The organism is Octadecabacter sp. SW4 (assembly GCF_008065155.1).
Lineage (GTDB): Bacteria > Pseudomonadota > Alphaproteobacteria > Rhodobacterales > Rhodobacteraceae > SW4.
Map to the genome: position 1 here is coordinate 1,852,639 of NZ_CP042819.1, position 24,663 is coordinate 1,877,301.

The 24,663-nt window shown below is 59.8% G+C and carries 25 protein-coding genes; 15 read left to right on the plus strand and 10 right to left on the minus strand.

Going from position 1 to position 24,663, the window contains the following annotated elements:
• Window positions 1–44 precede the first annotated feature (44 nt).
• A complete protein-coding gene (locus FTO60_RS09125) occupies window positions 45–1,952 on the minus strand; it encodes a calcium-binding protein (RefSeq protein WP_148055664.1) in 1,908 nt (635 codons plus the stop codon).
• Between the two features lie 447 nt (window positions 1,953–2,399).
• Between FTO60_RS09125 and FTO60_RS09130 the strand changes: the two genes are divergently transcribed.
• The 3 genes from FTO60_RS09130 to ilvN are packed head-to-tail and all read left to right on the plus strand — an operon-like array spanning window position 2,400 to window position 5,380.
• A complete protein-coding gene (locus tag FTO60_RS09130) occupies window positions 2,400–4,151 on the plus strand; it encodes an acetolactate synthase 3 large subunit (protein WP_148055665.1) in 1,752 nt (583 codons plus the stop codon).
• Window positions 4,151–4,810 carry a hypothetical protein gene (locus FTO60_RS09135; protein WP_148055666.1) on the plus strand — a complete coding sequence of 220 codons (660 nt, stop codon included), beginning with the start codon at window positions 4,151–4,153 and terminating at the stop codon, window positions 4,808–4,810. The genes FTO60_RS09130 and FTO60_RS09135 overlap by 1 nt, the downstream gene beginning before the upstream one ends.
• A complete protein-coding gene (ilvN, locus tag FTO60_RS09140; RefSeq protein WP_148055667.1) occupies window positions 4,811–5,380 on the plus strand; it encodes an acetolactate synthase small subunit in 570 nt (189 codons plus the stop codon).
• Window positions 5,381–5,435: 55 nt separating this feature from the next.
• Here ilvN and FTO60_RS09145 read toward each other — a convergent pair whose 3' ends face one another.
• Window positions 5,436–5,687 carry a hypothetical protein gene (locus FTO60_RS09145; RefSeq protein ID WP_148055668.1) on the minus strand — a complete coding sequence of 84 codons (252 nt, stop codon included), beginning with the start codon at window positions 5,685–5,687 and terminating at the stop codon, window positions 5,436–5,438.
• 320 nt (window positions 5,688–6,007) lie between these two features.
• On the opposite strand from FTO60_RS09145, the gene FTO60_RS09150 reads away from it, so the two are divergent.
• From FTO60_RS09150 to FTO60_RS09170, 4 genes are all read left to right on the plus strand, one after another.
• Window positions 6,008–7,168, plus strand: a complete 1,161-nt coding sequence (locus FTO60_RS09150) for an aromatic ring-hydroxylating dioxygenase subunit alpha (protein WP_148055669.1) — start codon at window positions 6,008–6,010, stop codon at window positions 7,166–7,168.
• A complete protein-coding gene (locus FTO60_RS09155) occupies window positions 7,165–7,374 on the plus strand; it encodes a hypothetical protein (RefSeq protein ID WP_148055670.1) in 210 nt (69 codons plus the stop codon). Before FTO60_RS09150 ends, FTO60_RS09155 begins: the two co-directional genes overlap by 4 nt.
• A gap of 247 nt (window positions 7,375–7,621) precedes the next feature.
• Complete coding sequence (locus FTO60_RS09165) at window positions 7,622–8,167, plus strand: amino acid synthesis family protein (protein WP_148055671.1); 546 nt, start codon at window positions 7,622–7,624, stop codon at window positions 8,165–8,167.
• A gap of 228 nt (window positions 8,168–8,395) precedes the next feature.
• Window positions 8,396–9,340 carry a nucleoside hydrolase gene (locus FTO60_RS09170; RefSeq protein ID WP_148055672.1) on the plus strand — a complete coding sequence of 315 codons (945 nt, stop codon included), beginning with the start codon at window positions 8,396–8,398 and terminating at the stop codon, window positions 9,338–9,340.
• 36 nt (window positions 9,341–9,376) lie between these two features.
• On the opposite strand, the gene FTO60_RS09175 is transcribed toward FTO60_RS09170, so the two are convergent.
• Window positions 9,377–10,219, minus strand: coding sequence for a phytanoyl-CoA dioxygenase family protein (locus tag FTO60_RS09175; RefSeq protein WP_148055673.1), 843 nt, complete (start codon window positions 10,217–10,219; stop codon window positions 9,377–9,379).
• A gap of 166 nt (window positions 10,220–10,385) precedes the next feature.
• Here FTO60_RS09175 and FTO60_RS09180 point away from each other — a divergent pair, with 166 nt between their 5' ends.
• The gene (locus FTO60_RS09180) at window positions 10,386–10,835 is read left to right on the plus strand and encodes a GNAT family N-acetyltransferase (protein WP_148055674.1); all 450 of its coding nucleotides are present in this window, start codon (window positions 10,386–10,388) and stop codon (window positions 10,833–10,835) included.
• A 16-nt stretch (window positions 10,836–10,851) separates the two neighbouring features.
• The gene (locus FTO60_RS09185; protein WP_148055675.1) at window positions 10,852–12,246 is read left to right on the plus strand and encodes a YdiU family protein; all 1,395 of its coding nucleotides are present in this window, start codon (window positions 10,852–10,854) and stop codon (window positions 12,244–12,246) included.
• Between the two features lie 140 nt (window positions 12,247–12,386).
• Here FTO60_RS09185 and FTO60_RS09190 read toward each other — a convergent pair whose 3' ends face one another.
• The 3 genes from FTO60_RS09190 to FTO60_RS09200 form a co-directional block, all read right to left on the minus strand.
• On the minus strand, window positions 12,387–13,349 hold the full coding sequence (locus FTO60_RS09190; protein WP_148055676.1) for a DUF3179 domain-containing protein: 963 nt from the start codon (window positions 13,347–13,349) through the stop codon (window positions 12,387–12,389).
• 191 nt (window positions 13,350–13,540) lie between these two features.
• On the minus strand, window positions 13,541–14,224 hold the full coding sequence (locus FTO60_RS09195; protein WP_148055677.1) for a peptidylprolyl isomerase: 684 nt from the start codon (window positions 14,222–14,224) through the stop codon (window positions 13,541–13,543).
• Window positions 14,217–14,723 carry a peptidylprolyl isomerase gene (locus tag FTO60_RS09200; protein WP_148055678.1) on the minus strand — a complete coding sequence of 169 codons (507 nt, stop codon included), beginning with the start codon at window positions 14,721–14,723 and terminating at the stop codon, window positions 14,217–14,219. Before FTO60_RS09200 ends, FTO60_RS09195 begins: the two co-directional genes overlap by 8 nt.
• Window positions 14,724–14,851: 128 nt before the next feature.
• On the opposite strand from FTO60_RS09200, the gene pgk reads away from it, so the two are divergent.
• Window positions 14,852–16,027: a phosphoglycerate kinase gene (pgk, locus tag FTO60_RS09205; RefSeq protein ID WP_148055679.1), complete on the plus strand. Its 1,176-nt coding sequence runs from the start codon at window positions 14,852–14,854 to the stop codon at window positions 16,025–16,027.
• 78 nt (window positions 16,028–16,105) lie between these two features.
• The gene (locus tag FTO60_RS09210; RefSeq protein ID WP_148055680.1) at window positions 16,106–16,999 is read left to right on the plus strand and encodes a fructose bisphosphate aldolase; all 894 of its coding nucleotides are present in this window, start codon (window positions 16,106–16,108) and stop codon (window positions 16,997–16,999) included.
• Window positions 17,000–17,162: 163 nt separating this feature from the next.
• On the opposite strand, the gene FTO60_RS09215 is transcribed toward FTO60_RS09210, so the two are convergent.
• Window positions 17,163–17,966: an SDR family NAD(P)-dependent oxidoreductase gene (locus FTO60_RS09215; protein ID WP_254696943.1), complete on the minus strand. Its 804-nt coding sequence runs from the start codon at window positions 17,964–17,966 to the stop codon at window positions 17,163–17,165.
• A gap of 317 nt (window positions 17,967–18,283) precedes the next feature.
• On the opposite strand from FTO60_RS09215, the gene FTO60_RS09220 reads away from it, so the two are divergent.
• Entirely contained in the window at window positions 18,284–19,177 is an 894-nt protein-coding gene (locus FTO60_RS09220) for an AraC family transcriptional regulator (RefSeq protein ID WP_148055681.1), read from the plus strand.
• Window positions 19,178–19,330: 153 nt separating this feature from the next.
• On the opposite strand, the gene FTO60_RS09225 is transcribed toward FTO60_RS09220, so the two are convergent.
• Together FTO60_RS09225 and FTO60_RS09230 are read right to left on the minus strand one after the other, a co-directional pair.
• Window positions 19,331–20,167, minus strand: coding sequence for a YdiY family protein (locus tag FTO60_RS09225; protein ID WP_172623855.1), 837 nt, complete (start codon window positions 20,165–20,167; stop codon window positions 19,331–19,333).
• A 132-nt stretch (window positions 20,168–20,299) separates the two neighbouring features.
• On the minus strand, window positions 20,300–21,235 hold the full coding sequence (locus tag FTO60_RS09230; RefSeq protein WP_148055683.1) for a LysR family transcriptional regulator: 936 nt from the start codon (window positions 21,233–21,235) through the stop codon (window positions 20,300–20,302).
• A 109-nt stretch (window positions 21,236–21,344) separates the two neighbouring features.
• Here FTO60_RS09230 and FTO60_RS09235 point away from each other — a divergent pair, with 109 nt between their 5' ends.
• Window positions 21,345–21,644: a septum formation initiator family protein gene (locus tag FTO60_RS09235; protein WP_148055684.1), complete on the plus strand. Its 300-nt coding sequence runs from the start codon at window positions 21,345–21,347 to the stop codon at window positions 21,642–21,644.
• Here the strand turns inward: FTO60_RS09235 and FTO60_RS09240 are convergent.
• The gene (locus tag FTO60_RS09240) at window positions 21,634–22,125 is read right to left on the minus strand and encodes a GNAT family N-acetyltransferase (protein WP_148055685.1); all 492 of its coding nucleotides are present in this window, start codon (window positions 22,123–22,125) and stop codon (window positions 21,634–21,636) included. The two genes, FTO60_RS09235 and FTO60_RS09240, sit on opposite strands and share 11 nt — an antisense overlap.
• A 153-nt stretch (window positions 22,126–22,278) precedes the next feature.
• Here FTO60_RS09240 and pdhA point away from each other — a divergent pair, with 153 nt between their 5' ends.
• Window positions 22,279–23,289: a pyruvate dehydrogenase (acetyl-transferring) E1 component subunit alpha gene (pdhA, locus tag FTO60_RS09245; protein ID WP_148055686.1), complete on the plus strand. Its 1,011-nt coding sequence runs from the start codon at window positions 22,279–22,281 to the stop codon at window positions 23,287–23,289.
• A 3-nt stretch (window positions 23,290–23,292) separates the two neighbouring features.
• Window positions 23,293–24,654, plus strand: coding sequence for a pyruvate dehydrogenase complex E1 component subunit beta (locus FTO60_RS09250; protein ID WP_148055687.1), 1,362 nt, complete (start codon window positions 23,293–23,295; stop codon window positions 24,652–24,654).
• Window positions 24,655–24,663: the final 9 nt, after the last annotated feature.

Sequence of the window (24,663 nt, forward strand, 5' to 3'; positions counted from 1 at the left end):
GCCCTGTCTTATCAACTGTTTCCCATATGGAAACAGATAGCGGATCAAAAATACGGATGTGCACCAAACGTGAAGTCATCTTCGTCAATGTCATCCACATCGACGCCTTCCAAACGCATCGTTGTGTCGCCTGCCTGAATGATTGCGGCGCTGTCCTCTTGCGACAAGAAGATATCATCAAAGGTAAATAGCGCATTATCGTCGGCGCTGTTCTGACCATAAATGTGGATCTTGTCCGCACCCACTTCAAAATCTTTGACAGTATCCGTGCCACCGTCAAAGTCGATCCACTGGGGTTCATAATCCTGCGTTTCTTCGTTGAAGAGAATCTCGCGCTGCGCGGCATCAATGCGGAAAATGTCGTTTCCTGCGCCGCCTTTGACAAGGTCGTCACCCGCCCCGCCAGCGATGGAGTCTGCGCCATCGCCACCGAACAGCGTGTCGTCGCCCGTAAGCCCACGCAGCCCGTCATCACCACTACCGCCTTTCAATAGATCGTCGCCTTGCCCACCGTTCAATAGATCGTTGCCGTCACCGCCATACAGCGAGTCATCCCCGCCACCTCCGCCCAACCTGTCGTTACCCTGCGCACCGCGCAGCACATCACTGCCCTGTTCGCCATTCGTATCATCGCCCGTCATACGGTCATCGCCGCGCCCACCGTGCAGCGTGTCATCACCCGCGCCGCCCCACAGGAAATCGTCACCGTTAAAACCCGACACCTTGTCATCACCGTCGTCGCCATAGACGTAATCGTTTCCATAGCCGCCGTTGATGTCGTCATTGCCTGCACCACCTTTAAGGTTATCGTAGCCACGGTTGCCACGGATGAAATCATCACCTTCACCACCTTTGATTTCATCATTATTGTCGCCACCGCGCAGATTGTCGTTACCGTCCCCGCCGGTGATGTTATCGTTCCCGTCACGGCCAAACACCGTGTCATCCCCGCCCAGCGCATCGATCACATCATCGCCGTCGGTCAGGTCAAGCAGGTCATCGCCCTCGGTGGGGGTGATCGGATCAGGGAGTTCGGTGACGGGCAACAGGTCAAGGGTCATGGCATAGACCTGCGCCACCTCGCCCGCGGGCACGATCGTTTCAAAGTAAATCGCCAAGTCGCCGTTGTCGTCCAGATCGACGGCGGCTGTTGCATTGGATTGATCAAGGCCCAAGGCATCGAGGGTCGCGACATCGAATGTCCCCTCGGCCACCAGCCCACCATCGGCATCGAATTGGGAGATCACGTTGTCTTCAAGAAAAACACCACTTTGCACGACCAGAACACCACCATCATCAAACGCAAATGCCTGTTTTTCGACACCACCGAATTCGCCGAGGTCTTCGATCAGAACCGTTGCTGTGATGCCGTTCTCGGACTGTTCAAGAATCCCCATTAGCTCGCCAGCCGCATTGCCGCTTTCGTCGCTCATCTGATACCGAAAGCTAAGCCGTCCATCGCCAAGCGGTTCAAGCTGCGAACTTTGAACGGCATCCTCGGACAGGTCCGTGAGGGCCGTCCAATCGGTCGCCGTGACAACAGGCATACCAGCATCGATACTGACCGATACCAACCCCGGCGCATTGATAAAGCCACCATTCGTTTGCGCGGGTGCATCATCAATCACACCAAAGACTTGCACCAAAAAGCCGTCCAGTAGATCCCCGAATGGCACGGCCTGAATTCCGAGCGAAAAATCGTCGCCATCTTCATAGTCGGGATTGATATCTGCAAGCATGATGGTCGCGGTTGTTTCGACACCGTTCACATCCGTGTAGATCAGATCAAACGAATTGGTCCCGATCTCACCGCGCGTCAAGCTGCCCCCTGTTGCATCCGCATAGGACACCGGTTGGACCAGATAACTTGGGGTCAAGGACGGGCTTGCGGCGACACCGCCCGGAAACGGTTCAGTTGTCAAGCCAAGCGGATTCAGAATTTCAAATGGCATCGTCGGTTCCCCCCACAGGATCAATCGTTACACCCTATGGTTGCCTGACGGGGGGGTAAGGCAAGGGGGCGCTTAAAATTTCGTGAATAAACGCGGTCTTAGCGGCGACCCGGTGCGGTATTGTTTCGGAGTGGGAAACAATGGCCTACCAGCGGGACCATTCACCCCGAACCCCACCTTTTGTAAGAATGTTGCGAAAAAGCGCCCTCGGGCGAACTTTTCTACAATCGGGCTGTTGACCCCTCTTGCTGCGCATGCATAAAGTCTGCGCACGCATATGAAGGACCCCAAGGGATGACACACATTCTAACTGTCGTAGGAAAATCGCGCATGGGCCGGTAACGGTTTACCCAATCAGGTTCCCATGCGCCCCCGAAACCTCGGGGGCTTTTTTATGCCAAACGACCTCATACCACACGACAAAGACGTCAGAGATAGGAAAACACGATGACACGTCAAATGACCGGAGCGAAAATGGTAGTTCAGGCCCTGAAGGATCAGGGCGTGGATGTCGTCTTTGGATATCCCGGTGGCGCGGTGCTTCCGATCTATGACGAGATTTTCCAGCAAAACGAAATCCGCCACGTGCTGGTGCGCCATGAACAGGGCGCGGTCCATGCCGCCGAAGGTTACGCCCGTGCAACCGGCAAGCCCGGCGTGGCGCTGGTGACATCCGGCCCCGGCGCGACCAATGCCGTGACAGGGCTGACCGATGCCTTGATGGACTCCATCCCGATCATCGTGCTGACCGGGCAGGTTCCGACCTTCATGATCGGCTCGGACGCATTCCAGGAGGCAGATACCGTTGGCATCACCCGCCCCTGCACGAAACACAACTGGCTGGTCAAGGAGACCGACAAACTGGCTGGCACAATCCACGAGGCATTCCATGTGGCCATGTCGGGCCGCCCCGGTCCCGTGCTGATCGACATCCCAAAGGACGTGCAGTTCGCCACCGGCAGCTACAGCGAAAAATCCAAACGCAAGAGCCACTACGCGCCGCAAGTCAAAGGCGATATCGAGTCCATCACTGAACTGGCCCGCGCGATCGAAAAGGCCAAGCGCCCCGTTTTCTATACCGGTGGTGGCGTGATCAATTCCGGCCCTGCCGCATCGCAATTGCTGCGCGAACTGGTCGAGGCCACGGGCTTTCCGATCACCTCGACCCTCATGGGTCTGGGTGCCTACCCCGCATCGGGCGACAAATGGCTGGGAATGCTGGGGATGCACGGCCTTTACGAGGCCAACATGGCGATGCACGACTGCGATCTGATGATCAACATCGGCGCGCGCTTTGATGACCGGATCACGGGGCGCATTGATGCCTTCAGCCCGAAATCCACCAAGGCGCATATCGACATTGATGCCTCGTCGATCAACAAGGTGATCCGTGTCGATATCCCGATTTTGGGCGACGTGGCGCATGTGCTCGAAGACCTGCTCAAGGTCTGGAAATCGAACGGGCGCAAGACCAACGCCGAGGCTGTCGCCAAATGGTGGGGCCAGATCAATGAGTGGCAAAAGGTCGACTGTCTGAAATTCGAACAAAAGGGCAAGGTGATCAAGCCCCAGCATGCGCTGGCCCGGCTTGAGGCGCTGACCAAGGATCATGACCGCTATATCTGCACCGAAGTGGGCCAGCACCAGATGTGGGCCGCGCAGTATCTGGGCTTTGAAGATCCCAACCGCTGGATGACATCCGGTGGCCTTGGCACGATGGGTTATGGCCATCCCGCGTCAATCGGTGTGCAGATGGCCCACCCTGACGCGCTGGTGATCAACATCGCCGGTGAGGCATCCTGGCTGATGAACATGCAGGAACTTGGCACCGCCATGCAATACGGCCTGCCCGTCAAACAGTTCATCCTCAATAACGAACGTCTGGGCATGGTGCGCCAGTGGCAGGAACTGCTGCACGGCGAAAGGTATTCCTCAAGCTGGTCCGAGAGCCTGCCCGATTTCGTGAAACTGGCCGAAGCCTTTGGTGCCAAGGGCATCCAGTGCCACGACCCCGCCGATCTGGACGATGCGATCATGGAAATGCTGAACCACGACGGGCCCGTCCTGTTTGATTGTCTGGTGGAGAAGCACGAAAACTGCTTCCCGATGATCCCGTCCGGCAAGGCCCACAACGAAATGCTGCTGGGGGATGCGAGCACCTCTGGCGCGATTGATGCCAAGGGGAGCGTGTTGGTTTAATGGCTGGATTCTTCAAAGGAATATTTGGGAGAGGCAGCAGTCACGCACCTTCCAACCCACTCCTATTACCTCTTGAGTTCAGCGACTCTGAATTCGTCAGCTACCTCGTTGAATCACTTGAACACTATGACCCCCAAACGAGAGCTATGGTTTTGGTCGCTCATGTCAATCTAAGCATAATGCTGCCGGTTTTTGCTACCGAGGCCGCCAAGAGAGGTGAGGAAATGGGAGTAAGAGAATTCATCAAACTTACCGCTGAATCCGTTGGAAACGCCAAAGACGATATTGCCCGCAGAAAGCCAACCTGGTTCCATTTGGCATCGCTACTTAAACACGGCACAGACATCGCGAGGCAGCGCCCCGAATTAGCTCAACAACTCTCTAGTGTTTGGGCTTTGATCGCGGCGGATAGCATTTACCTAAGATCGCTTTTGCCGAACAACATCATATGGACAGACGAGGAAAAGGAGTTCTTTCGACCTTACTATAATGATGGTGAGAATGAATTCCTAAGCTTTGCTGTTAACCAGCACGTACCAAAGTTCATGAGTTGTATGGACCCATTCCTAAAACTGGCGGAATCGAGAGGCATATTTTTCTCGAGCGGCGACTATATCGGTCCTTTTATCGTCCTAAAAAACAGAGAGGCTAACCCTTAAATGTCCCCACTCAAAATCAAAAAAGGCGCGACGAGCCATTCCGCCTATAACCTTCGCCCCACCTTTTCCGAGGTGATCGAGCGGCACACGCTGGCCGTGGTCGTGGAAAACGAACCCGGCGTGCTGGCGCGCGTCATCGGGTTGTTTGCGGGGCGCGGGTATAACATCGAAAGCCTGACCGTGGCCGAGATTGACCACGAGGGCCACCGCTCGCGCATCACCATTGTCACCACCGGCACGCCGCAGGTGATCGAACAGATCAAGGCGCAGTTGGGCCGGATCGTGTCGGTCTATGAGGTCCACGACCTGACCGTCGAAGGGGCCAGCGTGGAACGCGAACTGGCGCTGTTCAAGGTTGCGGGCAAGGGTGACGCGCGGGTCGAAGCCCTGCGTCTCGCGGATATCTTCCGCGCCAATGTGGTGGATAGCACCCTGGAATCATTTGTTTTCGAAATCACCGGCACGCCGGAAAAGATCGACGCCTTTGCCGACCTCATGCGCCCGATTGGCCTTGTGGAAATGGCGCGCACGGGTGTTGCGGCACTGGCGCGCGGCGTCGAATTCGCCTAGGGCGCAGCCCCCACCGTCGTCACGGCGGGGGCGCAAATTTCATTGGCGGTCAGACCTAGCCGTCGGACATGGGCATCAGCCCCGCGTCTGTCGCTGCGGCCACTTCATCCCCGTCCAGCAGGCCATCACCGTTAACGTCCATCACGGTAAACGCATCCTCGGTCAGTTCGCCGTCAACTGCCTGAAGCTCGGGGAAGGAATACATCCCATCGCCGTTCACATCGATTGCCGCGTCCATCTCCTGGGCGAATGCAGGGGCCGCAATCAGAACAAGGACGGGTGTCAGAATCTTGAACTTGGAAGTCATTTCTTCGTCTCCTTTAAGGACATGGTGCGAAGACTGCATCGTCTTCACGGCCCAATTAAGGGTCTGTCCTGACAACATGCTATCGTCTGGCGCGAAAATGGCAATTGCACGCGACCTTGCGCGCATTTTCACCGCTACTGTTTGCGCCCTTTCGCCGATCAATCCGGGTCGGCCATTTGTGACCAATGCGCCCCCTGAATTTGCGCAAACCCTTGCCGAAACGATGTCGCGGTCAGGGTTGCGCAAGTCGCGCACAGACTGCGAAATCTGGCGCAATCTCTGTTAAACTTGGCCATCATCTGCATCGGGAGTCCTGTCACATGGCCACGCACCCAAACGATCTTTCTGCCGTTCGCGCCCCCCTTGAGACCGCACATGGCTTACCCAACGCCCATTACGTTGATCCCGCCATGTTCGAGGAGGAAAAGCACGCGGTGCTGTTCGCAAGCTGGGCCGGTCTGGCCGTGGCGGCCGATGTGCCCGAAAACGGCGATGCGGTGCCGTTGGAATTTGCCGGTATCCCCCTGCTGCTGATCCGCGACCGCGCGGGTCAGGTCCGCGTCTTTGAAAACATCTGCCGCCATCGCGGCATGATTCTGGTGAGCGAGCCGAAAAAAATCGAAGGCGCGATCCGCTGCCCCTATCACAGCTGGTGCTATTCCACGGCTGGCAAGCTGATCAGCACCCCGCATGTGGGCGGTGCCGGTCACAACACCCACCCCGCCATCGTCAAGGATGATCTGGGGTTGAACGAGGTGCGCAGCCACATCTGGTTCGACACCGTGTTCATCAACATCGACGGCAAGGCCGACCCCTTTGAGGTGGTGCATGCCGATCTGCTGGAGCGCTGGCGCGAATTTGACCAACCGATGTATCATGGCGGTGCTGACAGCCGCTTTGACCTGCAGGTCGAGACCAATTTCAAACTGGCCGTGGAAAACTACTGTGAAAGCTACCACCTGCCCTGGATCCATCCCGGCCTGAACAGCTATTCCCGCCTTGAGGATCATTACAACATCGCCGCACCGGGCAAATATTCCGGTCAGGGCACGCTGGTTTACCGCCAGTTGAAGGGGCCGGATGACATGGTGTTCCCCGATTTTGCGAACCTCAGCGACAAATGGGATACGGGCGCGGAATATGTCGCCGTCTATCCCAACGTCCTGTTGGGGGCCCAGCGTGACCACTGTTTCGTGATCATTCTGGAACCCAACACCCAGACCACGACGACCGAACATGTGCATCTTTACTACGCCGACCCGAAGGTGAGCGAGGACATGCGCGCGCGCAACGCCCATCTGTGGCGCGGTGTCTTTGAAGAGGACATCTTCGTGGTCGAGGGCATGCAAAGGGGTCGCGCCGCGCCCAGCTTTGACGGTGGCCGGTTCAGCCCCGTCATGGACGGGCCAACCCATTGTTTCCACGATTGGGTTGCGGGCTGTGTCCAGGCGCACCGCACTAAGGCCCAAGCCGCCGAATGAGCGATCTTGACGACCGTCTGCTGGCCGCCCATGCACGCGACGACCGCCGCGCGCTGGTCACGCTTTACGGCGAGGCAGGGATGACCGCCAACGATATCGACGCCAGCTGTTTCTACCTGACACACGCCTATATCTACGCGCTGGAAATGGGCCATCCCGACGCCGACAGCCTGCACGCCCGTCTAGCCAAACACGGGCGGGTCTAGCGGATGGCTAGGGCTGAAGGTGGCGACGGGTTCAGATGGCTGGGTTGTGGGACGAAGCAGGCCTTGCCCATCTCCGAACCAACGGCTGGTTTCGGCGGTTCGCGGGCGCTATCCTTGATGCAGCGGGTAATGGGCGGGGGCCACTGTGGCTTGCAATGATCCTCTTCTCTATCGTGGTTCCGCTAGGCATCGCATTCCAATTTTTCAAAGATGTGCGCCTTACAGATTATGAGAGGAAAGTGTGATCATGGACGTTCGAAAAACGGTCTTCACAAAGGAAATCATCACCGCTGACGAAATGAGTATGGCGTGTGACCGTATCATACGCGTTGCTGCCATGGCGGTTGTCAGAAACCAATTCGCAGGGGTACATCAGGACGACCTCTCGCCCCTCTTCGATGTTGGCGCGCGGCTAGGTCAATTGCTGACACAAGAGCTCGTGAAGATGTTGGGCGAGCCTCCAGTTTGCTACGGCAAAGCGGCCCTTATCGGATCGGCTGGCGCGATGGAACATGGTGCCGCCATGTTGCACCCTGCGCTCGGAAAGCCTGTGCGCGCAGCCGTGGGTGGCGGTCAATCCCTGATGCCGTCGAACCACAAAGTTGGGCCGTTGGCCGGGTCCATTGATTTGCCACTGGGTCATAAGGACGAGGCATGGTCCTTTGATCACATCGACACAATGACGCTGGTGGTGCCTGATGCACCCCGTGCAGACGAAATCGTATTGTGCATCGGGCTGTCGGACGGAACACGAGCACATCCACGCGTTGGAAAGGGCCCGAGCCCATCTTGATCAAGCTAACTTTCTTAAAGCCGCCATTTAGACATCGACGCAGCATCGGAAACTTTGGGCTCTTGGACGAAGCCGCTCGCGCGGCACTTCACGTGCCGCACTGGTTTCTTCCGGTATTCCAGCACGACAACGTCTGGCTTCGGACCGGGACGCGCCCCATCCCCCCTCTTTCCACTGGCATCGCCGCGCCGTTCCTGATTTCCTGATCCGACACCGCAGGAGAGCAGAATGAGCGCGCGCAAGATCATTATCGACACGGACCCCGGACAGGATGATGCGGTCGCGATCCTGCTTGCGCTTGCCTCGCCCGAGGATGTCGATGTGCTGGGCGTGGTGGCCGTCGCGGGCAACGTCCCCCTGCCCCTGACCCAGAAAAACGCGCGCATCGTCTGTGAACTGGCTGGCAAGACCGATTTGCCTGTCTTTGCGGGCTGCGACAGGCCGTTGAAACACACGCTGGTCACGGCCGAACATGTGCATGGCAAAACCGGGCTGGACGGCCCGCAGATGGCCGAGCCGACGATGCCGCTGCAAGACCGGCATGGTGTGGATTTCATCATCGACACATTGCGCCGCGAACCGGCGGGCACGGTCACGCTTTGCCCGCTGGGGCCGCTGACCAATATCGCCACCGCCTTTACCCGCGCGCCCGACATTGTCGCCCGCGTGCAGGAAATCGTGCTGATGGGCGGTGGCTTTTTCGAGGGTGGCAACATCACTCCCGCGGCCGAGTTCAACATCTACGTCGATCCCGAAGCCGCCGATATCGTGTTCCGCGCGGGCGTGCCGCTGGTGGTGATGCCGCTTGATGTGACGCATAAGGCGCTGACCACGCCCGCCCATGTCGCCGCCTTTCGTGCAATGGACACGCAAGTGGGTCATATGGTGGCTGCCTGGACCGACTTTTTCGAGCGCTACGACAAGGAGAAATACGGCACCCAGGGCGCGCCCCTGCATGATCCTTGCGTCATTGCCTATCTGATCCAGCCGGACCTGTTCAAAGGCCGCCGGATCAACGTCGCGGTTGAAACCCGCTCCGAGCTGACCCGCGGCATGACTGTTGCCGACTGGTGGCGCGTCACCGATCGCGCGCCCAACGCGCTGTTCATGCGCGATATTGATGCAGATGCATTTTTCGCGCTGCTGGCTGCGCGGCTGGCGCGACTGGGGTGATGATCACCACAGCCGCGCAGGCACACCGGCCCGCGATCAGTCGATATAGCGATCCGCCCGCAGCCCGGCCCGTTCCCGATGAATCGGCAGAACGCGGCCATAAAGCTGGGTTGTGCGCTCCACGCTGCCCACCATGTCAGGTTCTTCCACATAGGAAAAAATCGCCACATAGCGCGGGCGGTTCCCCTTGAGGGGGGCGACACGGTGCAAGGAATAGCGCCCGCGAAACAGTTGTAAATCACCGGGCTCCAGATGCAGCACCCGCACCTTGTCTGATGTCCCGTCCAGCACGCGCGCCACCTCGGCAAAATTTTCGCCTTGCGCGCGAATATGCGGGGCATATTCGAATGCGCCCCCCTCCTCGGCGTTCTGGATCGCCAGCGTCACGGTGAAATTGTTGGTGTCGAAATGCCAGGGAAACCCGTTCCCCGCACCGGCCATGTTCACGATCACATCGGCCAGCGGATCGGCGTAACGAAAGAACTTTTCTTCTTGCAGGCAATCCTGAATGAAGCGGTCGAAGCCGTCGAAATCGTGCACGGCGCGCAAAGGGCCGTCGGCGGCAAAGTTGTCAGCCGCAATAAACGCATTGGAGCGCGCAAAGAACTGGCGGCGCGGATCATCGGGCGGCAGGCTTGGGTCATCCTTGGTGAAATAGGCGTTGGTCTTGCTATAGGATTTGTGGCCCTGATCGGCGACTTTGTCGGCCTCGTCCGCAAGGGCAGCAACACCAACGGGCGTCAAAAACCCCTTCAATACGGCGCAGCCGTCACGCGCGAGGGCGGCGCGCACCTCTGCCAGGACCGCATCGCGCGTGGCCCCATCGCGATGGATCGGATAGGCCGCAAGGTTGATGAAATCCGCGCCTTTGTGTTGCATGGTATCCTCCCCTTTGCGCCCATCAAACAAGCCCGAACACGGCGGGTCTTGCCTATGGGCGACACTGGGTGGGCGAAAACTGCACCCACGACTGCCCGCTTCGTCTGTCCTTTCCCGCCGCGCAGCGTTAGGGTCGCGCCGAACGCTTGCAAAAGGCCGCCCCCCCGTGTCCACAGCCATCCACCTTGCCACATCCGCCGACCTTGACGCCCTGCTGACGCTTGTCGCGCGGTGTCACGAGGAAATGGGCATAGCCAGCGATGATGCGATGCGCCGTGCCAGTCTTGAGCCGCTGCTGGAAGGGTCACCTCTGGGGGCCGCCTATCTGTTCGGCCCGGCCCGCGCGCCGATCGGCTATGTCGTGGTGACCTTTGGCTGGTCGCTGGAATTTGGCGGCATGGACAGCTTTGTCGATGAAATCTACATCCGCCCCTCTGTGCGCAATCGCGGGATCGGCACCGAAACGCTGATCGCGGTCGGCAAGGCGCTGCAAGGGGCGGGCGTGACGGCGCTGCACCTCGAGGTCAAGCGCGATGATCGCGCCACCCAGCGGCTTTATGAAAAGGCGGGGTTTGGCTTGCGTGATCAATACTGCCTGATGACACGCAGGCTCTAGCACCTATATAAGCCCCATGCCCCTGCACATCGCCTTTGACAACAGCTATGCCGCCCTGCCGGAGCGCTTTTATGCGCGCCAGCCCGCGACACCCGTCGCCACGCCCGCACTGATCGCGTTCAACCATGCGCTGGCGGGCGACCTTGGTATCGACAGCAGCGACCTGAGTGAGGCCGAGGCTGCCGTTCTGTTTTCCGGGAACGTTACACCCGACGGGGCCGACCCGCTGGCACAGGCCTATGCCGGCCACCAGTTCGGCGGCTGGAGCCCACAACTGGGCGACGGGCGTGCCCTGCTGCTGGGCGAAGTGATCGCGCCCGACGGCTCCCGCCACGATATCCAGCTCAAAGGATCGGGGCGCACGCCGTTTTCGCGCAGCGGTGACGGGCGCGCGTGGCTGGGGCCGGTGCTGCGCGAATACCTGATGAGCGAGGCGATGCACGCCTTGGGGGTGCCGACAACGCGCGCCCTCGCGGCTGTGCGCACGGGACAAAAAGTGCAGCGCGAAACCGCCCTGCCCGGCGCAGTTCTGACCCGGACCGCCGCCAGCCATATCCGTGTCGGCACCTTTCAGTTCTTCGCCGCGCGGGGGGATCAGGACGGGCTGCAAACCCTGACCGATTACACAATCGCGCGCCATTATCCGCGGGCCAGCGGCCCCGCCGACCTTCTGGAACAGGTCATGCAACGGCAGGTCGATCTGGTCGCCAAATGGATGGGGCTGGGATTCATTCACGGGGTGATGAACACTGATAACGTGGCGATCGCCGGTGAAACGATCGACTATGGCCCCTGCGCGATGATGGACAGCTACCACCCCGACACGGTGTTTTCCGCAATCGATCAACAGGGGCGCTATGCCTACGCCAACCAGCCGAGACTGGCCCATTGGAATATCGCGCAATTCGCCACCTCGCTGGTGCCATTGATGCCCGACCAAAGTGCGGCCATCGACCAGTTCACGGCGATCATCAACCGCTTTCCCGATCTTTACGCGGCCGCGTATCAAGCCACCTTCAGCGCCAAACTTGGGCTGAGTGACAGCGATCCAGACCTTATCGAAGACCTGCTGGCGCTGATGGCCCGGGACGGCGCGGATTTCACCAATACATTTGCCGCCCTGCCCCATGCGAACGCGCGCGATCAGTTCATCGACCGCGCTGCCTTTGATGCATGGAAGACCCGCTGGCAATCGCACAACCCCGACCACGGCCAGATGGCGCGCACCAACCCGCAGATCGTGCCGCGACTGCACCGGATCGAGGCCGCAATTCAAGCGGCCATCACCGATGACGACGCACCCTTCCACGCCATGCTCGCCGCCGTGACGCAGCCCTTTACGGCCAATGCGACCTACGCACGCCCGCCCGACGCGGACGAAAAAGTCACGCGCACTTTCTGTGGCACCTGATTTCTTCTGTTCGTAATAACTCCCGCCGGAGGCAAACCTTTCAACGCTCGAAACGCCCATGAAACGGGGTCGGGCCGCCCCATTGTCCCTTCCCCTCAGGGAAGGTCAGGTTGGGGGTAATAGGCGCGCGGGGCACCCGCTCATTGGCCCAACATCCATTCCCCTTCGGGCCAGAAGGCGTGAAAGGCAAAGGCAAACAGCACATCATGGGCCAGATCGGCGCCAGCATCGTCACGCACCCGCACCGTGCCCACATCGCGCCCCGCCGCGATCCGCGCACTGTCCAGCGCCGAGGCCTGCCCCGCCTCCCATGTCAGCACCACGCCTGCTTCGCGCAATTCTCCGGCCTCGGCCACGCGGGTCATTGGCCATGCGCGATCGCCAACACGGACCACACGGGCCAGAGCGGGGATATCATGGGGTGGCATTTCACCCGAAAACAGGAACGGGCGAAAAGAGCTGTCGTATTGCACATAGGGGTTTTCGCCATAGGCGCGCCGCGCATCGGGGCGCGCCATGACCAGCCCGTCAGGGTTGCGCGCGCTGAACTGCGCCCAGCTTTCCATCCAGCTTGGCAGGGTCTGCAACGTGGTTCCAGTCAGCTCTCCGACAATGGCGATGCCCACGGCCTGTTGCCACCAGCTTTCGGTCTGGCGGTCATACATCACCATATCCGACATGCGCAGCTTGCCGGTGACGCCGAAATCCAGCACGCCAGCCTCCGTGCGCCGATCAAAGGTGATGCCCGAGTTACACAGCGGGCAAAACGTCACTGCCACAGGGGTGTCGCCGACCACATCATTGATGATCTCATGCCAGATCAGATAGCGGATCGGGTAGGCACGCGGGGTTTCTCCCTCGATTTCAACGGTGATCACAGGCTCGCGGTCTTGTAGCGTGCTCTCGTCACCCACGGCCAGAAACGACGGGTCCGACAGCGCCGGAATCCCGTCCTTGGGCGGGCCGCCCGACATGATCTCGGTCCAGTCGGTGATTGTGGTGGCGGTGAAATCCGTATTGGGCCACTCGCGCTCCCAGAATTCGGGGTTGGCGCTGGCCATACCAGCTATCGCGACAAAGGTGGCGGCAAGTGTCAGGCGCATCGGTCCTCTCCTTTGGCTCAAGGATGTCCGCAGCGCGCTGCCAAAGCTAGCCCCCTAACAGCAACGTGACAGAGGGTGATCGTCCAGCCCTTCACGACGGAGAGGCGCTTCAGTTCGGCACGCCATCACCGTCCAACCGGTCCCCGCTGCCGACGATCACCCGCGCGGGCCCCAGCCGATCATCGGTCATTTCAATTGATCACGCGCACGGCCGACATCACGTCGGGCGCGCCGATCACGGCGCCATTGGCCCCCGTGCCGCGCTTGATCGCGTCCAGGACATCCAGCCCGTCGACCACCTCGCCGATGATCGTATAGCTGCCGTCCAGCTGGGTGGCCGGTGCGAACATGATAAAGAACTGGCTATTGGCGGAATTGGGGTCTTGGGCGCGAGCCATACCCACGGTGCCACGCTGGAACGACTGCGTGTCATCCACCTCGAGCGGCAGATCGGGCAGGTCTGACCCGCCCATGCCGGCCTGCCGCATATCCATGCCCATCTTGCCAAATTCCACATCACCGGTCTGTGCCATGAAGCCTTCGATCACGCGGTGAAACACCACGCCGTCATAGGCACCCGATGCGGCCAGTTCGCTGATCTGGGCGGCATGTGCGGGGGCGGTGTCCTCGAAAAGGTCAATGACGATGCTGCCATTGGCTTCGCCGGTGACGTCGATCACAAGGCCCAGACCCTGCACCGCATCCAGGGCCGCCTGCGACACGGGGGCCGGTTCGGCCGCCGGAGCGGGCGCGACCACTTCGGTGGGTATGTCACTGGCCGTGGTCGGCACGTCGCCGCGCGGCGAGATCACGACAAAATAGGCCGCCGCGACAACACCCGCCAGCAAAACGACAAGAAGCGCGCGGTTACGCATCGCCCGCCACCTTGACGCTGATCATCCGGTCGGGGTTCGCCGGTGGCTCGCCCTTGGCGATGGCATCGACGTGTTCCATGCCGGAGATGACCTGCCCGTAAACGGTGTATTGGCCATTCAGGAAATCATTGTCCTTGAAGTTGATGAAAAACTGGCTGTTGGCCGAGTTCGGGTTGGCCGAGCGCGCCGCGCCCAATGACCCACGCGCATGGGGGATTTTGGAAAATTCGGCTGGAAGATCAGGCAACTCAGACCCGCCCGTGCCTGCGCGCCCGGGGTTATAGTCCTGTTCCATATTGGCGTGCTGCACATCGCCGGTCTGCGCCATGAAGCCATCAATCACGCGATGAAAGGCGACGTTGTCATAGGCACCGGCGCGGGCCAGTTCCTTCATGCGGGCCGTATGGGCGGGGGCCACATCGGGCAGCAGCGCGATAGTGACGGTCCCGCCGGTCAGTTCCATCAGGATTGTATTTTCGGGGTCTTTGATCTCGGCCATCTTGGCGCTCCTCAGCTGATATTTCGCGCGGACACTATGCGCCACGGCGCCGATTGCCAAGCGGCGCTGTTGACGCCGCACGTCTGGCGGGTCAAGTAAGCGTGAACCCGCAGATACCGGAGGCTGACATGGCTTGGAAAACGCTTGATGACATGGACCTGAACGGCAAACGCGTGCTGGTGCGCGTCGATATCAACGTCCCGGTCGAGGACGGCCATGTCACCGACACCACCCGCATTGACCGGATCGTGCCGACCGTTGACGATATTCAGGCGGCGGGCGGCAAGGTGATCCTAATGGCCCATTTTGGCCGCCCCAAGGGCAAGGTCGTGCCGGAGATGTCACTGGAACATATCGCGCAGGCCGTATCCGACGTGCTGGGCCAACCCGTGACCTTTGTGAACAGCGATTACGCTGATGCAGTCGCCGAAATGGGCGACGGCGAGGTGCTGTTGCTGGAAAACCTGCGCTTTAACCCCGGCGAGGAAAAGAACGATCCCGCTTTTGCGGCCCGTCTGGCCAGCCTTGGCGATGTCTATTGCAACGATGCCTTTTCGGCCGCCCATCGCGCCCATGCCAGCACCGAAGCGCTGGCCCGCCTGCTGCCAGCCTGTGCAGGGCGTTTGATGGCCGAAGAACTGGGCGCGTTGGAAAAGGCGCTGGGAACACCCGACCGTCCCGTGGTCGCCGTGGTCGGCGGGGCCAAGGTATCAACCAAGCTGGACCTGCTGGGCAATCTCGTGACCAAGGTCGATCATCTGGTGATCGGCGGCGGTATGGCCAATACCTTTCTGGCCGCGCAAGGGATCGACGTGGGCAAATCACTGGCGGAACACGATCTGGCCGACACCGCCCGCGCCATCCTGCAAAAGGCCAACGATGTGGGCTGCGAAATCATCCTGCCGCGCGATATCGTCGTGGCCCGTGAATTCAAGGCCGGTGCGCCCAGCGAAGTGCTGGCCCCCGATGCCTGCCCCGCTGACGCGATGATCCTTGATGCGGGGCCGCAAACCGTTGCCTATATCAGCGCGGTTCTGGAAAACGCCAAGACGCTGGTCTGGAACGGACCGCTGGGCGCATTTGAAATCGCACCCTTTGATGCGGCCACCAATGCCGCCGCGCGCAAGGCCGCCGATCTGTCCAAAGCGGGCAAGCTGGTATCGGTCGCCGGGGGTGGAGACACGGTTGCGGCCCTCAATCAGGCGGGCGCGGCCGATGATTTCACCTATATTTCCACCGCTGGCGGTGCTTTCCTTGAATGGATGGAAGGCAAGACTCTGCCCGGCGTTGCCGCACTGGGCTAAACAGCACAGGTTAGCGCAACCAACATTGCGAGCCTGCCGCGCCAGACCTAAATCAAATGAAACAGAAGGGATCGAACCATGCCAAACCAGCAGCAAGCCGACAAAATCCGCAGCGGTCAGGGCTTTATCGCCGCACTGGACCAAAGCGGCGGATCGACGCCCAAGGCGCTGGGGCTTTATGGCGTGACCGAGGACCAGTTCAGCAATGACGCGGAAATGTTCGACCTGATCCACGCCATGCGCGCGCGGATCGTCGCCGCCCCTGCGTTCAACGGCGACAAGATTCTGGGCGCGATCCTGTTTGAAATGACGATGGACCGCGACTTTGGCGGCAAGCCCGCCGCCCAGGCCCTTTGGGAAGATCATGGCGTTGTGCCTTTTCTCAAGATTGACAAGGGGTTGGAGGCCGAAGCTGATGGCGCGCAACTGATGAAACCGATGCCGGGTCTGGATGATCTTTTGACCCGCGCGCATGGGCTTGGCGTCTTTGGCACCAAGGAACGTTCGGTGATCAATGCGGCCAATCCGGCGGGGGTCGCGGCCATCGTCGCGCAGCAGTTTGAGGTCGGTGCGCAGGTGCTGGCCCACGACATGGTGCCGATCCTTGAACCCGAAGTGACCATTTCGATCAGTGACAAGGCGGCCGCCGAAGACCTGCTGCTGGCCGAAATCCTGCGCCATCTGGACAAGGTTCCCGACGGGCAGCAGGTGATGCTGAAGCTGACCTTGCCCGAGGTCGCCAACCATTATGCGCCGCTGGTGGATCACCCCAAGGTGATGCAGGTCGTCGCGCTTTCGGGCGGTTATTCGCGCGACGAGGCGAACGCGAAACTGGCCCGCAATCGCGGCGTCATCGCCAGTTTTAGCCGTGCCTTGACCGAAGGGCTGTCCGCGCAGCAAAGCGACGCGGCCTTCAACGCCATGATCGCCGAGACCATCGACAGCATCTACCGCGCGTCCATCGCAGGATAGGGCGCAAAATGGGGCGGGTTCTTACCACCGCACCCCATTTTTCGGATTTGCGACAAACCTTCGCATTACGGCAAAGGGCGGGATTGGGTCTACTTTGACCAATGCAGCGGAATGCGCGACTGCCCACTGCGGCGCGGAGCGATTGAACACGCCGCGCCGATCGTCAATCGAAGGCCCAGTTAAATCCGGTCGCCTCCTCAGACACGTGCCACAGCTTTTCCATGACAGGTTTGTCATAGGCGTGGGGGTTGAGCGTCCCCTTGCCGACCGGGCCGCCGGTTTGCATCAATCCCGTGGGACCATAAAGCGCGCGTTGTTCCAGCCCGTCCTCGGTCGCGCACATGACTTCTGGATAGGCCCCTTTTTCGGCAGTTTGCACCAGCGGCGTCCTGCTCATCAGCCACCATGTCATGCGCGTCACAAGCCCGCCACTGGTGCTGATCAGCGAGGTCGCAGAGGCACCCGGGTGACAGACGTAAACCTGCACGTCCTTGCCTGTCCCCTTAAGGCGATCCTGCAACTCATAGGCAAACATCATCTGCGCCAGCTTGCTTTGGCTGTAGACCGGGTTGGCGCTGTAGTTCTTGTCCCAGTTCATGTCGTCGAACTGGATGGTTTTGGTGCCCATGTTATAGCCAAGGCTGGCGACAACCACGATCCGACCTTTGCTGGTTTCGATCCGGTCAAACAGCATCCCGGACAGCACGAAATGGCCATAGTGATTTGTGCCAAGCTGACTTTCGAATCCGTCAACGGTCAGCTTTTGAGTCGGCACTTGCGCGATGGCTGCGTTGCAGATCAGGGCGTCGATCTGCGGGACAGTTCTCAAAATCTCCCTGGCCGCCGTGCGCACACTTGCCAGATCAGACAGGTCCATGCGCACAAAGCTCACATCGGCCTCTGCGCCAAACTCTTCTTTCAGTTCTTTGATAGCAGCGGTCGATTTCTCCGCGCTGCGGTTCAGCATCACGACCTTGCCCCCTTTTGGACAAAAGGATGCGCGAGGCTTGAAATCCCGCACCTGCGTTGCCCCCGGTGATCACATAGGTTTTGCCCGCCAGTGCGACGAGGCGCTTTGGCGTCCAGCCTTTGGGTCCGAATGTCGTGTCTGCCATTGCGTTACTCCTTGAAGCGTCGGCACGGCAACCGTGCAGTGCCTGTGCGCGACTTGAGAATGTAGATAGCTCTCTACGATGGGCAGAAGTAGACGATATCATCGCAAATACTTGCCTGATTGTATCAGTTGGGTTGCCATGCCCGAATTTGCAGCCTTAGATCGGGCGTATGGGCAAAGACCAGATCAAACAGCTTATCAAAACCCGCACTGACCGGGACGGCCTGACGGAAACGGGTATCAAGGGCGTGCGCCTGTTTCGGGCCACACAGGCGATCCCCTGTGTTCCAGCCGTGTATGAACCCTGCGTCGTTGCCATCGTGAGCGGGGCCAAGGAAGCCATCCTGGATGGCCACCGGCACGTCTACGACGACAGACAATATTTGTGCTGCCCGATGTCGATGCCGGTGAAGGCCGGGACGCCCGCTGCATCCATGAACAATCCGCTTTATGGTGTGTTCGTGTCGCTGGATCACCGGGTCATGGCGGAACTGGCCTTGGAGATGGACAATGCCGGAGCTGCCCTCCCCCCGCGCAGGGGCGCATTGCGCGCACAGGGGATCAGACTGGCCAGTTGGGATGCGGCCTTTAGCGATGCGCTTCTGAGGCTGTTGCAGCTTGGGGCCAATCCGACGGACACGGCGGTTCTTGGGGACGCGCGACTGCGGGAACTGTATTATGCGATCCTTCAGGGTGAGGCTGGCATGTTTGCGCGGCAGGCCTTTGGCGCGGGCAACGCCATCGCGCGTTCTATCGCACATGTATCATCCCATCTGGATCAGCCGATTTCGATCGATGATCTGGCATCGCGCGCCGGCATGAGCCGCGCGGTATTTCACCGCAAATTCAAGCAGGTCACGACGATGGCCCCGATCCAGTTCGTCAAGTCGATGCGTCTGAACAACGCTGCGATGAAAATTGCGATAGGAATGACAGTCAGCGAAGCGGCGATGGGCGTGGGCTATATCAGCCCGTCCCAATTCAGCCGAGAGTTCAAACGCATGTATGGGCAATCACCGCGACAGTGGCGCAACGATTACCAAGTCACAAATGGCGTTGCCTGAGGCCGCGACAGCGGACATCCGACAACGCAAAGCGAACCGCCCTGCAACACACCCCTCCCCGCAAGCAAAAGGGGCGGATTGCTCCGCCCCTCCTGCCGTTCAACCGGGCCGTGGCATGCGAGGGACATGCCTCCTGGGAATGCAAGCCAGGGTTTAGTTGAAGTTATAGACCACCGACATGCCGAAGGTGTTTTCAGCGTCCTTGAAACTGGTATCGGTCAGATCGTTGAACCGTGTCGCATAGGATGTGCGCAGCGACAGGGTATCGGTCAAGGCCACGTTCAGCGCCAGATCGTTGGAAATGGTTGTCGCATATTCCGAATAGATCAGGTCGGTGTCATTGGAAATAAAGACAGTATCGCTCAGGCTGTAGAACAGGTTGCTTGAAACCGACGCGGCCACTTCGGACACTTCTGCGCCGCCGACAACTTCGGCAACACGATAACCGGGACCAGCCTGGACGGACCACTGCAAGTCGCGGGTGTTGTAGAAGCGATAGCCGATACCCGCGCCCACGAACAGGTCCTGGGTGTATTCGTCAGGTGTGGTTGTCAGCTTGTCGATAACAAGATCGGCCTGCCCATAGGCAAACAGCACCGGCGACAGATCGCGGCGGTAATCGATACCGGCCAGCAATGTGTTTTCGGTTGTGACGCCGTTTTCTTCGCCAAAGGCATAGGCCAGGTTGGTGTCAAAGCCATTGAGGCCGTCATACCAGCCATAGCGCATGCCCACGCCAACGTCCGACGATGTGTCGCCATCGTTGGATGTGGAGGTCAGGCGCAGGGCGACCGAACCGTATGTGCCCACTTCGCGGCCTTCGTTGCCGAAACGGTTGGTGTCACGCTCGGCATCTTCGACAATCTGGTCTTGCAGATCGTCGATGGCATCCTCGGCGGCGCCGGCGTTATCGAAGGCTGTGGTTTGGGCCGCCGCTGCGGAGGCCACGAATGCGCTGATGACAGCGACGGTAAAGATATTCAGTTTCATAGGGGTCTTCCTTTCCCAAAGAAGGTGTGACCCGCACTCGTTGTGAGACGGGAGCATCTCTGCTGAGGGAGAGATAGGCGCGCCGCTAGTATTAGTGAAATTCAAAATAATTGTGGTTTACGCGAGTATTTCTCATTCATGGTGATCGTCACCCAGAACCTCGACGACGTGATCCTCGCTGATGTCGCGCAATGCGTCGATCACGGACGCACCTGCGGCCTCGGCCCCTTTGGCGATGGTCAATAGGGTGGCGCGCGCGGCCTGCTTGATCGCGGGGTCAAGGTCATCGCGCCAGACAGCCCAGACCGGATAGGGAAAGCGCGGCGCGTCCGGCACCAGAAACATCCGCCCGCTATCAAGGTGCACCTTGACGTAACGCGCAGGCAGATAGGCCGCCGCGCGCCGGTTCAGCACATATTCGCCCGCCAGCGCGCCCAAGGCGAATGTGAGGCCCGGATTGGTCAGCCTGGGCAGTTCCTTGGCATGTGCCACCACAAATTCCGGCCCCCAATCGATGAACACATAGTCATCAAATATCGTGTCGACCGCAGCGTCGGGATAGGTGGCGACCATGACCAGTTCCTCGGCCAGTATCTGTTCGGCCACCAAGCCCGGACGCAACTGCGGCATGTAAAGCAGGCCAGCCTGCATCACCCCTTCGATCAGAAAGCGCGTCAGACGATCGGGCATCCCCAGTTCGGCGCGCACGTTGAGATCGGGCATTTCAGCCTGCAGGGCATCAACCCAGCGAAACCCCAGCCGCGGCCAAAGCGAATACTGCGCGCCGATAGTCAGAGACCGGGTATAGCCTTCGGGGATGGCGACCTGCTGGCGCGCCTCCTCCCAGACGCGGATCATCGACAGGGCGTATTTTTCGAACTCGCGCCCCGCGCTAGTCAGTTCCGCCCCTGCCCTTGAACGCGTGAACAGCGGCTTGCCAAGGGAGTCCTCCAGGCGCTGAATGCGCAGCGACACGGCCGACTGCGTGACAAATAGCCGATCCGCCGAGGCCACGAACGATCCCGAAGCAGCCACTTCGAGGAAGGTCTTGAGTAAGGTAATATCCATACGTGCCCCGCAATTTTTTCACATTTATGGACGAGAGGGATTCACAAAGCGAATCAGATGTGCGAATCTAGGATCAGTCGCCCGTCAGAGGTGACAGCGAGGCAGATAAATGACCAGACGCACGCGCCCGGCTATGGGTGTTCTTCTTTTCTTTGCCGGCATGGTGATGCTGGCGTTTTATTTCACCTTTGCCGCTGTGCAGGGGGATTACGGTGTGTTCAAGCGCGCCGAAGTCGACGCCGAGGCGCGTGTGCTGCGCGCAGAGCTGGCGCTGCTTGAGGCCGATGTTGCGCGCCTTGAAAACCTGACGCGCCGCCTGTCTGACAGCTACCTTGATCTGGATCTTCTGGATCAGCAGGCCCGCGACGTGCTGGGGATGATCCGCGCCGATGAGATTGTTATTCGTTAAACGCTGCGTGAAATTGCAGATCGCCCTTGGGTGGCTCGGTAAACCCCGCGACCTGCACGAACTGTGACGGCACGCCCCGATAGGTGACGCCCCTGTCCTGCACAAATCCCAACCTGCCATAAAATGCCGGATCGCCCGTCAACGCGACGCCGCCGCGCCCATAGGCCGATGCCACCGCAACTGCGTGATTGACCAGCGCTGACCCGATGCCGCGGCCCTGCATGTCGGGATGCACCGACACCGGTCCAAGGCCAAGGCATTTGCTGTCCCCGATCCGTGCCGGTGACAGCGCGACATGGCCGATGATCGTTTTTCCCTGCACCGCTACCAGTGACAGCACCAAAGCGCCCGCATCGCGCAGGCGGGCCGGAAGATCGGCCTCGTCCCCATCAGCGTAGGGCTGGCCGTCAAAGGCCGCCGCCGTCACGCGGGCAATCGCGGCTTCGTCGCCGGGGGCTTCCTGTCGGATTTTCCATGTCATCGGCACAGTAAACACCCGCTATGCACCCAGCGCAACGCGGGTTTTCGCGCGGCCATTGACCTATGGTAAGATTGCCCCTCGTAAAATGGGTGCGGGTGCTGTAATAGATAGTTTAACGCTAAACTATATTTGCGTCACCGAAAGGGAGGACCTATGGCCACCAAGAAATCCGCAAAGAAACCAAACGTTTCCGCCGAAGAACTGCTGGGGCATTACCGTGAAATGCTGTTGATCCGTCGATTCGAGGAAAAGGCGGGTCAATTGTATGGCATGGGCCTGATCGGTGGTTTCTGTCACCTTTATATCGGTCAAGAGGCCGTCGTTGTCGGCCTTGAGGCAGCCGCGAGTGAAGGCGACAAGCGCGTCACCTCCTATCGTGATCACGGCCATATGCTGGCCTGCGGCATGGACCCCAAGGGTGTCATGGCCGAACTGACGGGTCGCGAGGGTGGCTATTCCGCCGGCAAGGGCGGTTCGATGCACATGTTCAGCAAGGAAAAGCATTTTTATGGCGGGCATGGCATCGTCGGTGCGCAGGTGCCGCTGGGTGCGGGCCTTGCCTTCGCAGACAAGTATCTTGGCAACGACCGCGTGACATTCGCCTATTTCGGCGACGGTGCGGCGAACCAGGGCCAGGTGTATGAAACCTACAACATGGCCGAGCTTTGGGACTTGCCCGTCATTTTCGTCATTGAAAACAATGGCTATGCCATGGGCACATCGGTCAAGCGGTCAACAAAATCGCCTTCATTGTGGGAACGCGGTGCCGCCTATGGCATCGAGGGCGAAGAAGTTGACGGGATGGACGTGTTGGCCGTCAAGGCCGCCGGTGAAAAGGCCGTGGCCCACTGCCGCGCAGGCAAGGGCCCCTATATCCTTGAGGTGAAAACCTACCGCTATCGCGGCCACTCCATGTCGGACCCTGCCAAATACCGCACCCGCGACGAGGTGCAAAAAATGCGCGAGGAACGTGACCCGATCGATCACATCCGCGACATGCTGTTGACCGGCAAACACGCAAGCGAAGACGACCTGAAAGCGATCGACAAAGAGATCAAGGCAATCGTCAACGAAAGCGCCGAATTCGCCAAGGAAAGCCCCGAACCGCAACTCGAAGAGCTGTGGACCGACATTTACGCCAAAGAAATTCCGCAGGAGGCTTGAATCATGGCTACTGAAATTCTCATGCCCGCCCTCTCGCCGACAATGGAAGAAGGCACGCTGGCCAAATGGCTGGTCAAGGAAGGTGACACCGTATCAAGCGGTGACATCTTGGCCGAAATCGAAACCGACAAGGCGACGATGGAATTTGAAGCGGTCGACGAAGGTGTGATAGGCAAAATCCTGATCGACGAAGGCACGGAAGGCGTCAAGGTCAACACCCCCATCGCCGTGCTGCTGGAAGAGGGCGAAGATGCCTCGGCTGCTGTAAGCGCCGCCAGCGCCCCTGCCGCCGAAGCCGCGCCCGAAGCCGCGCCCGCCCCACAGGCTGCGGCCCCCGCCCCCGTGCAGGCCAATGCCTCGCCCGATTATCCCGAAGGCACGGCGATGAAGCAGATGACGGTGCGCGAAGCCCTCAATTCCGCGATGGCCGAGGAAATGCGCGCCGATGACAGCGTGTTCCTGATGGGCGAGGAGGTCGCCGAGTATCAAGGCGCCTACAAGATCAGTCAGGGCCTGCTCGATGAATTCGGCGCCAAGCGTGTGATTGATACGCCGATCACCGAACACGGCTTTACCGGTATCGCTGTTGGTGCGTCCTTTGGCGGGTTGAAACCCATTGTCGAATTCATGACTTTCAACTTTGCCATGCAGGCGATTGACCACATCATCAACTCGGCGGCCAAGACATTGTATATGTCGGGCGGTCAGATGGGGGCGCCGATTGTGTTCCGTGGGGCCAATGGTGCCGCGGCCCGCGTGGGCGCGCAGCACAGCCAGTGTTACGCCTCCTGGTATATGCAGGTGCCCGGTCTGAAAGTGGCGATGCCCTATTCGGCGGAAGATGCCAAGGGCCTGCTCAAATCCGCGATCCGCGACCCGAACCCGGTGATCTTTCTGGAAAACGAACTTATGTATGGCCAGACCTTTGATGTGCCTGATCTGGACGATTTCACGATCCCCTTTGGCAAGGCCAAGATCGAACGGGCGGGCGATGATGTCACGATCGTCAGTTTTGGCATTGGCGTCGGCCATGCGTTGAAAGCGGCTGAAAAGCTGGCCGAGGACGGCGTGAATGCCGAAGTCATCAACCTGCGCACCCTGCGCCCGATGGATACGGCCACGGTCCTTGCATCCGTGCAGAAAACCAACCGCTGCATCACCGTCGAGGAAGGCTGGCCCCAGGGCAGCGTCGGCGGCTATGTGAGCAATGTGATCATGCAGGAAGCGTTCGATTATCTGGACGCCCCCGTGATCAATTGCACCGGCAAGGACGTGCCCATGCCTTACGCCGCCAACCTAGAAAAGCATGCGCTGATCACCGTCGATGAAATCGTCGATGCGGCCAAGCAAGTCACCTACCGTTAAGGAGAGAGA

Excerpts from the sequence above, each read along its gene's own strand:
- FTO60_RS09125 (WP_148055664.1), bottom strand. The coding sequence starts at position 1,952 with ATGCCATTTGAAATTCTGAATCCGCTTGGCTTGACAACTGAACCGTTT.
- FTO60_RS09130 (WP_148055665.1), top strand. The coding sequence starts at position 2,400 with ATGACACGTCAAATGACCGGAGCGAAAATGGTAGTTCAGGCCCTGAAG.
- FTO60_RS09135 (WP_148055666.1), top strand. The coding sequence starts at position 4,151 with ATGGCTGGATTCTTCAAAGGAATATTTGGGAGAGGCAGCAGTCACGCA.
- ilvN (WP_148055667.1), top strand. The coding sequence starts at position 4,811 with ATGTCCCCACTCAAAATCAAAAAAGGCGCGACGAGCCATTCCGCCTAT.
- FTO60_RS09145 (WP_148055668.1), bottom strand. The coding sequence starts at position 5,687 with ATGACTTCCAAGTTCAAGATTCTGACACCCGTCCTTGTTCTGATTGCG.
- FTO60_RS09150 (WP_148055669.1), top strand. The coding sequence starts at position 6,008 with ATGGCCACGCACCCAAACGATCTTTCTGCCGTTCGCGCCCCCCTTGAG.
- FTO60_RS09155 (WP_148055670.1), top strand. The coding sequence starts at position 7,165 with ATGAGCGATCTTGACGACCGTCTGCTGGCCGCCCATGCACGCGACGAC.
- FTO60_RS09165 (WP_148055671.1), top strand. The coding sequence starts at position 7,622 with ATGGACGTTCGAAAAACGGTCTTCACAAAGGAAATCATCACCGCTGAC.
- FTO60_RS09170 (WP_148055672.1), top strand. The coding sequence starts at position 8,396 with ATGAGCGCGCGCAAGATCATTATCGACACGGACCCCGGACAGGATGAT.
- FTO60_RS09175 (WP_148055673.1), bottom strand. The coding sequence starts at position 10,219 with ATGCAACACAAAGGCGCGGATTTCATCAACCTTGCGGCCTATCCGATC.
- FTO60_RS09185 (WP_148055675.1), top strand. The coding sequence starts at position 10,852 with ATGCCCCTGCACATCGCCTTTGACAACAGCTATGCCGCCCTGCCGGAG.
- FTO60_RS09190 (WP_148055676.1), bottom strand. The coding sequence starts at position 13,349 with ATGCGCCTGACACTTGCCGCCACCTTTGTCGCGATAGCTGGTATGGCC.
- FTO60_RS09195 (WP_148055677.1), bottom strand. The coding sequence starts at position 14,224 with ATGCGTAACCGCGCGCTTCTTGTCGTTTTGCTGGCGGGTGTTGTCGCG.
- FTO60_RS09200 (WP_148055678.1), bottom strand. The coding sequence starts at position 14,723 with ATGGCCGAGATCAAAGACCCCGAAAATACAATCCTGATGGAACTGACC.
- pgk (WP_148055679.1), top strand. The coding sequence starts at position 14,852 with ATGGCTTGGAAAACGCTTGATGACATGGACCTGAACGGCAAACGCGTG.
- FTO60_RS09210 (WP_148055680.1), top strand. The coding sequence starts at position 16,106 with ATGCCAAACCAGCAGCAAGCCGACAAAATCCGCAGCGGTCAGGGCTTT.
- FTO60_RS09215 (WP_254696943.1), bottom strand. The coding sequence starts at position 17,966 with ATGCTGAACCGCAGCGCGGAGAAATCGACCGCTGCTATCAAAGAACTG.
- FTO60_RS09220 (WP_148055681.1), top strand. The coding sequence starts at position 18,284 with ATGGGCAAAGACCAGATCAAACAGCTTATCAAAACCCGCACTGACCGG.
- FTO60_RS09225 (WP_172623855.1), bottom strand. The coding sequence starts at position 20,167 with ATGAAACTGAATATCTTTACCGTCGCTGTCATCAGCGCATTCGTGGCC.
- FTO60_RS09230 (WP_148055683.1), bottom strand. The coding sequence starts at position 21,235 with ATGGATATTACCTTACTCAAGACCTTCCTCGAAGTGGCTGCTTCGGGA.
- FTO60_RS09235 (WP_148055684.1), top strand. The coding sequence starts at position 21,345 with ATGACCAGACGCACGCGCCCGGCTATGGGTGTTCTTCTTTTCTTTGCC.
- FTO60_RS09240 (WP_148055685.1), bottom strand. The coding sequence starts at position 22,125 with ATGACATGGAAAATCCGACAGGAAGCCCCCGGCGACGAAGCCGCGATT.
- pdhA (WP_148055686.1), top strand. The coding sequence starts at position 22,279 with ATGGCCACCAAGAAATCCGCAAAGAAACCAAACGTTTCCGCCGAAGAA.
- FTO60_RS09250 (WP_148055687.1), top strand. The coding sequence starts at position 23,293 with ATGGCTACTGAAATTCTCATGCCCGCCCTCTCGCCGACAATGGAAGAA.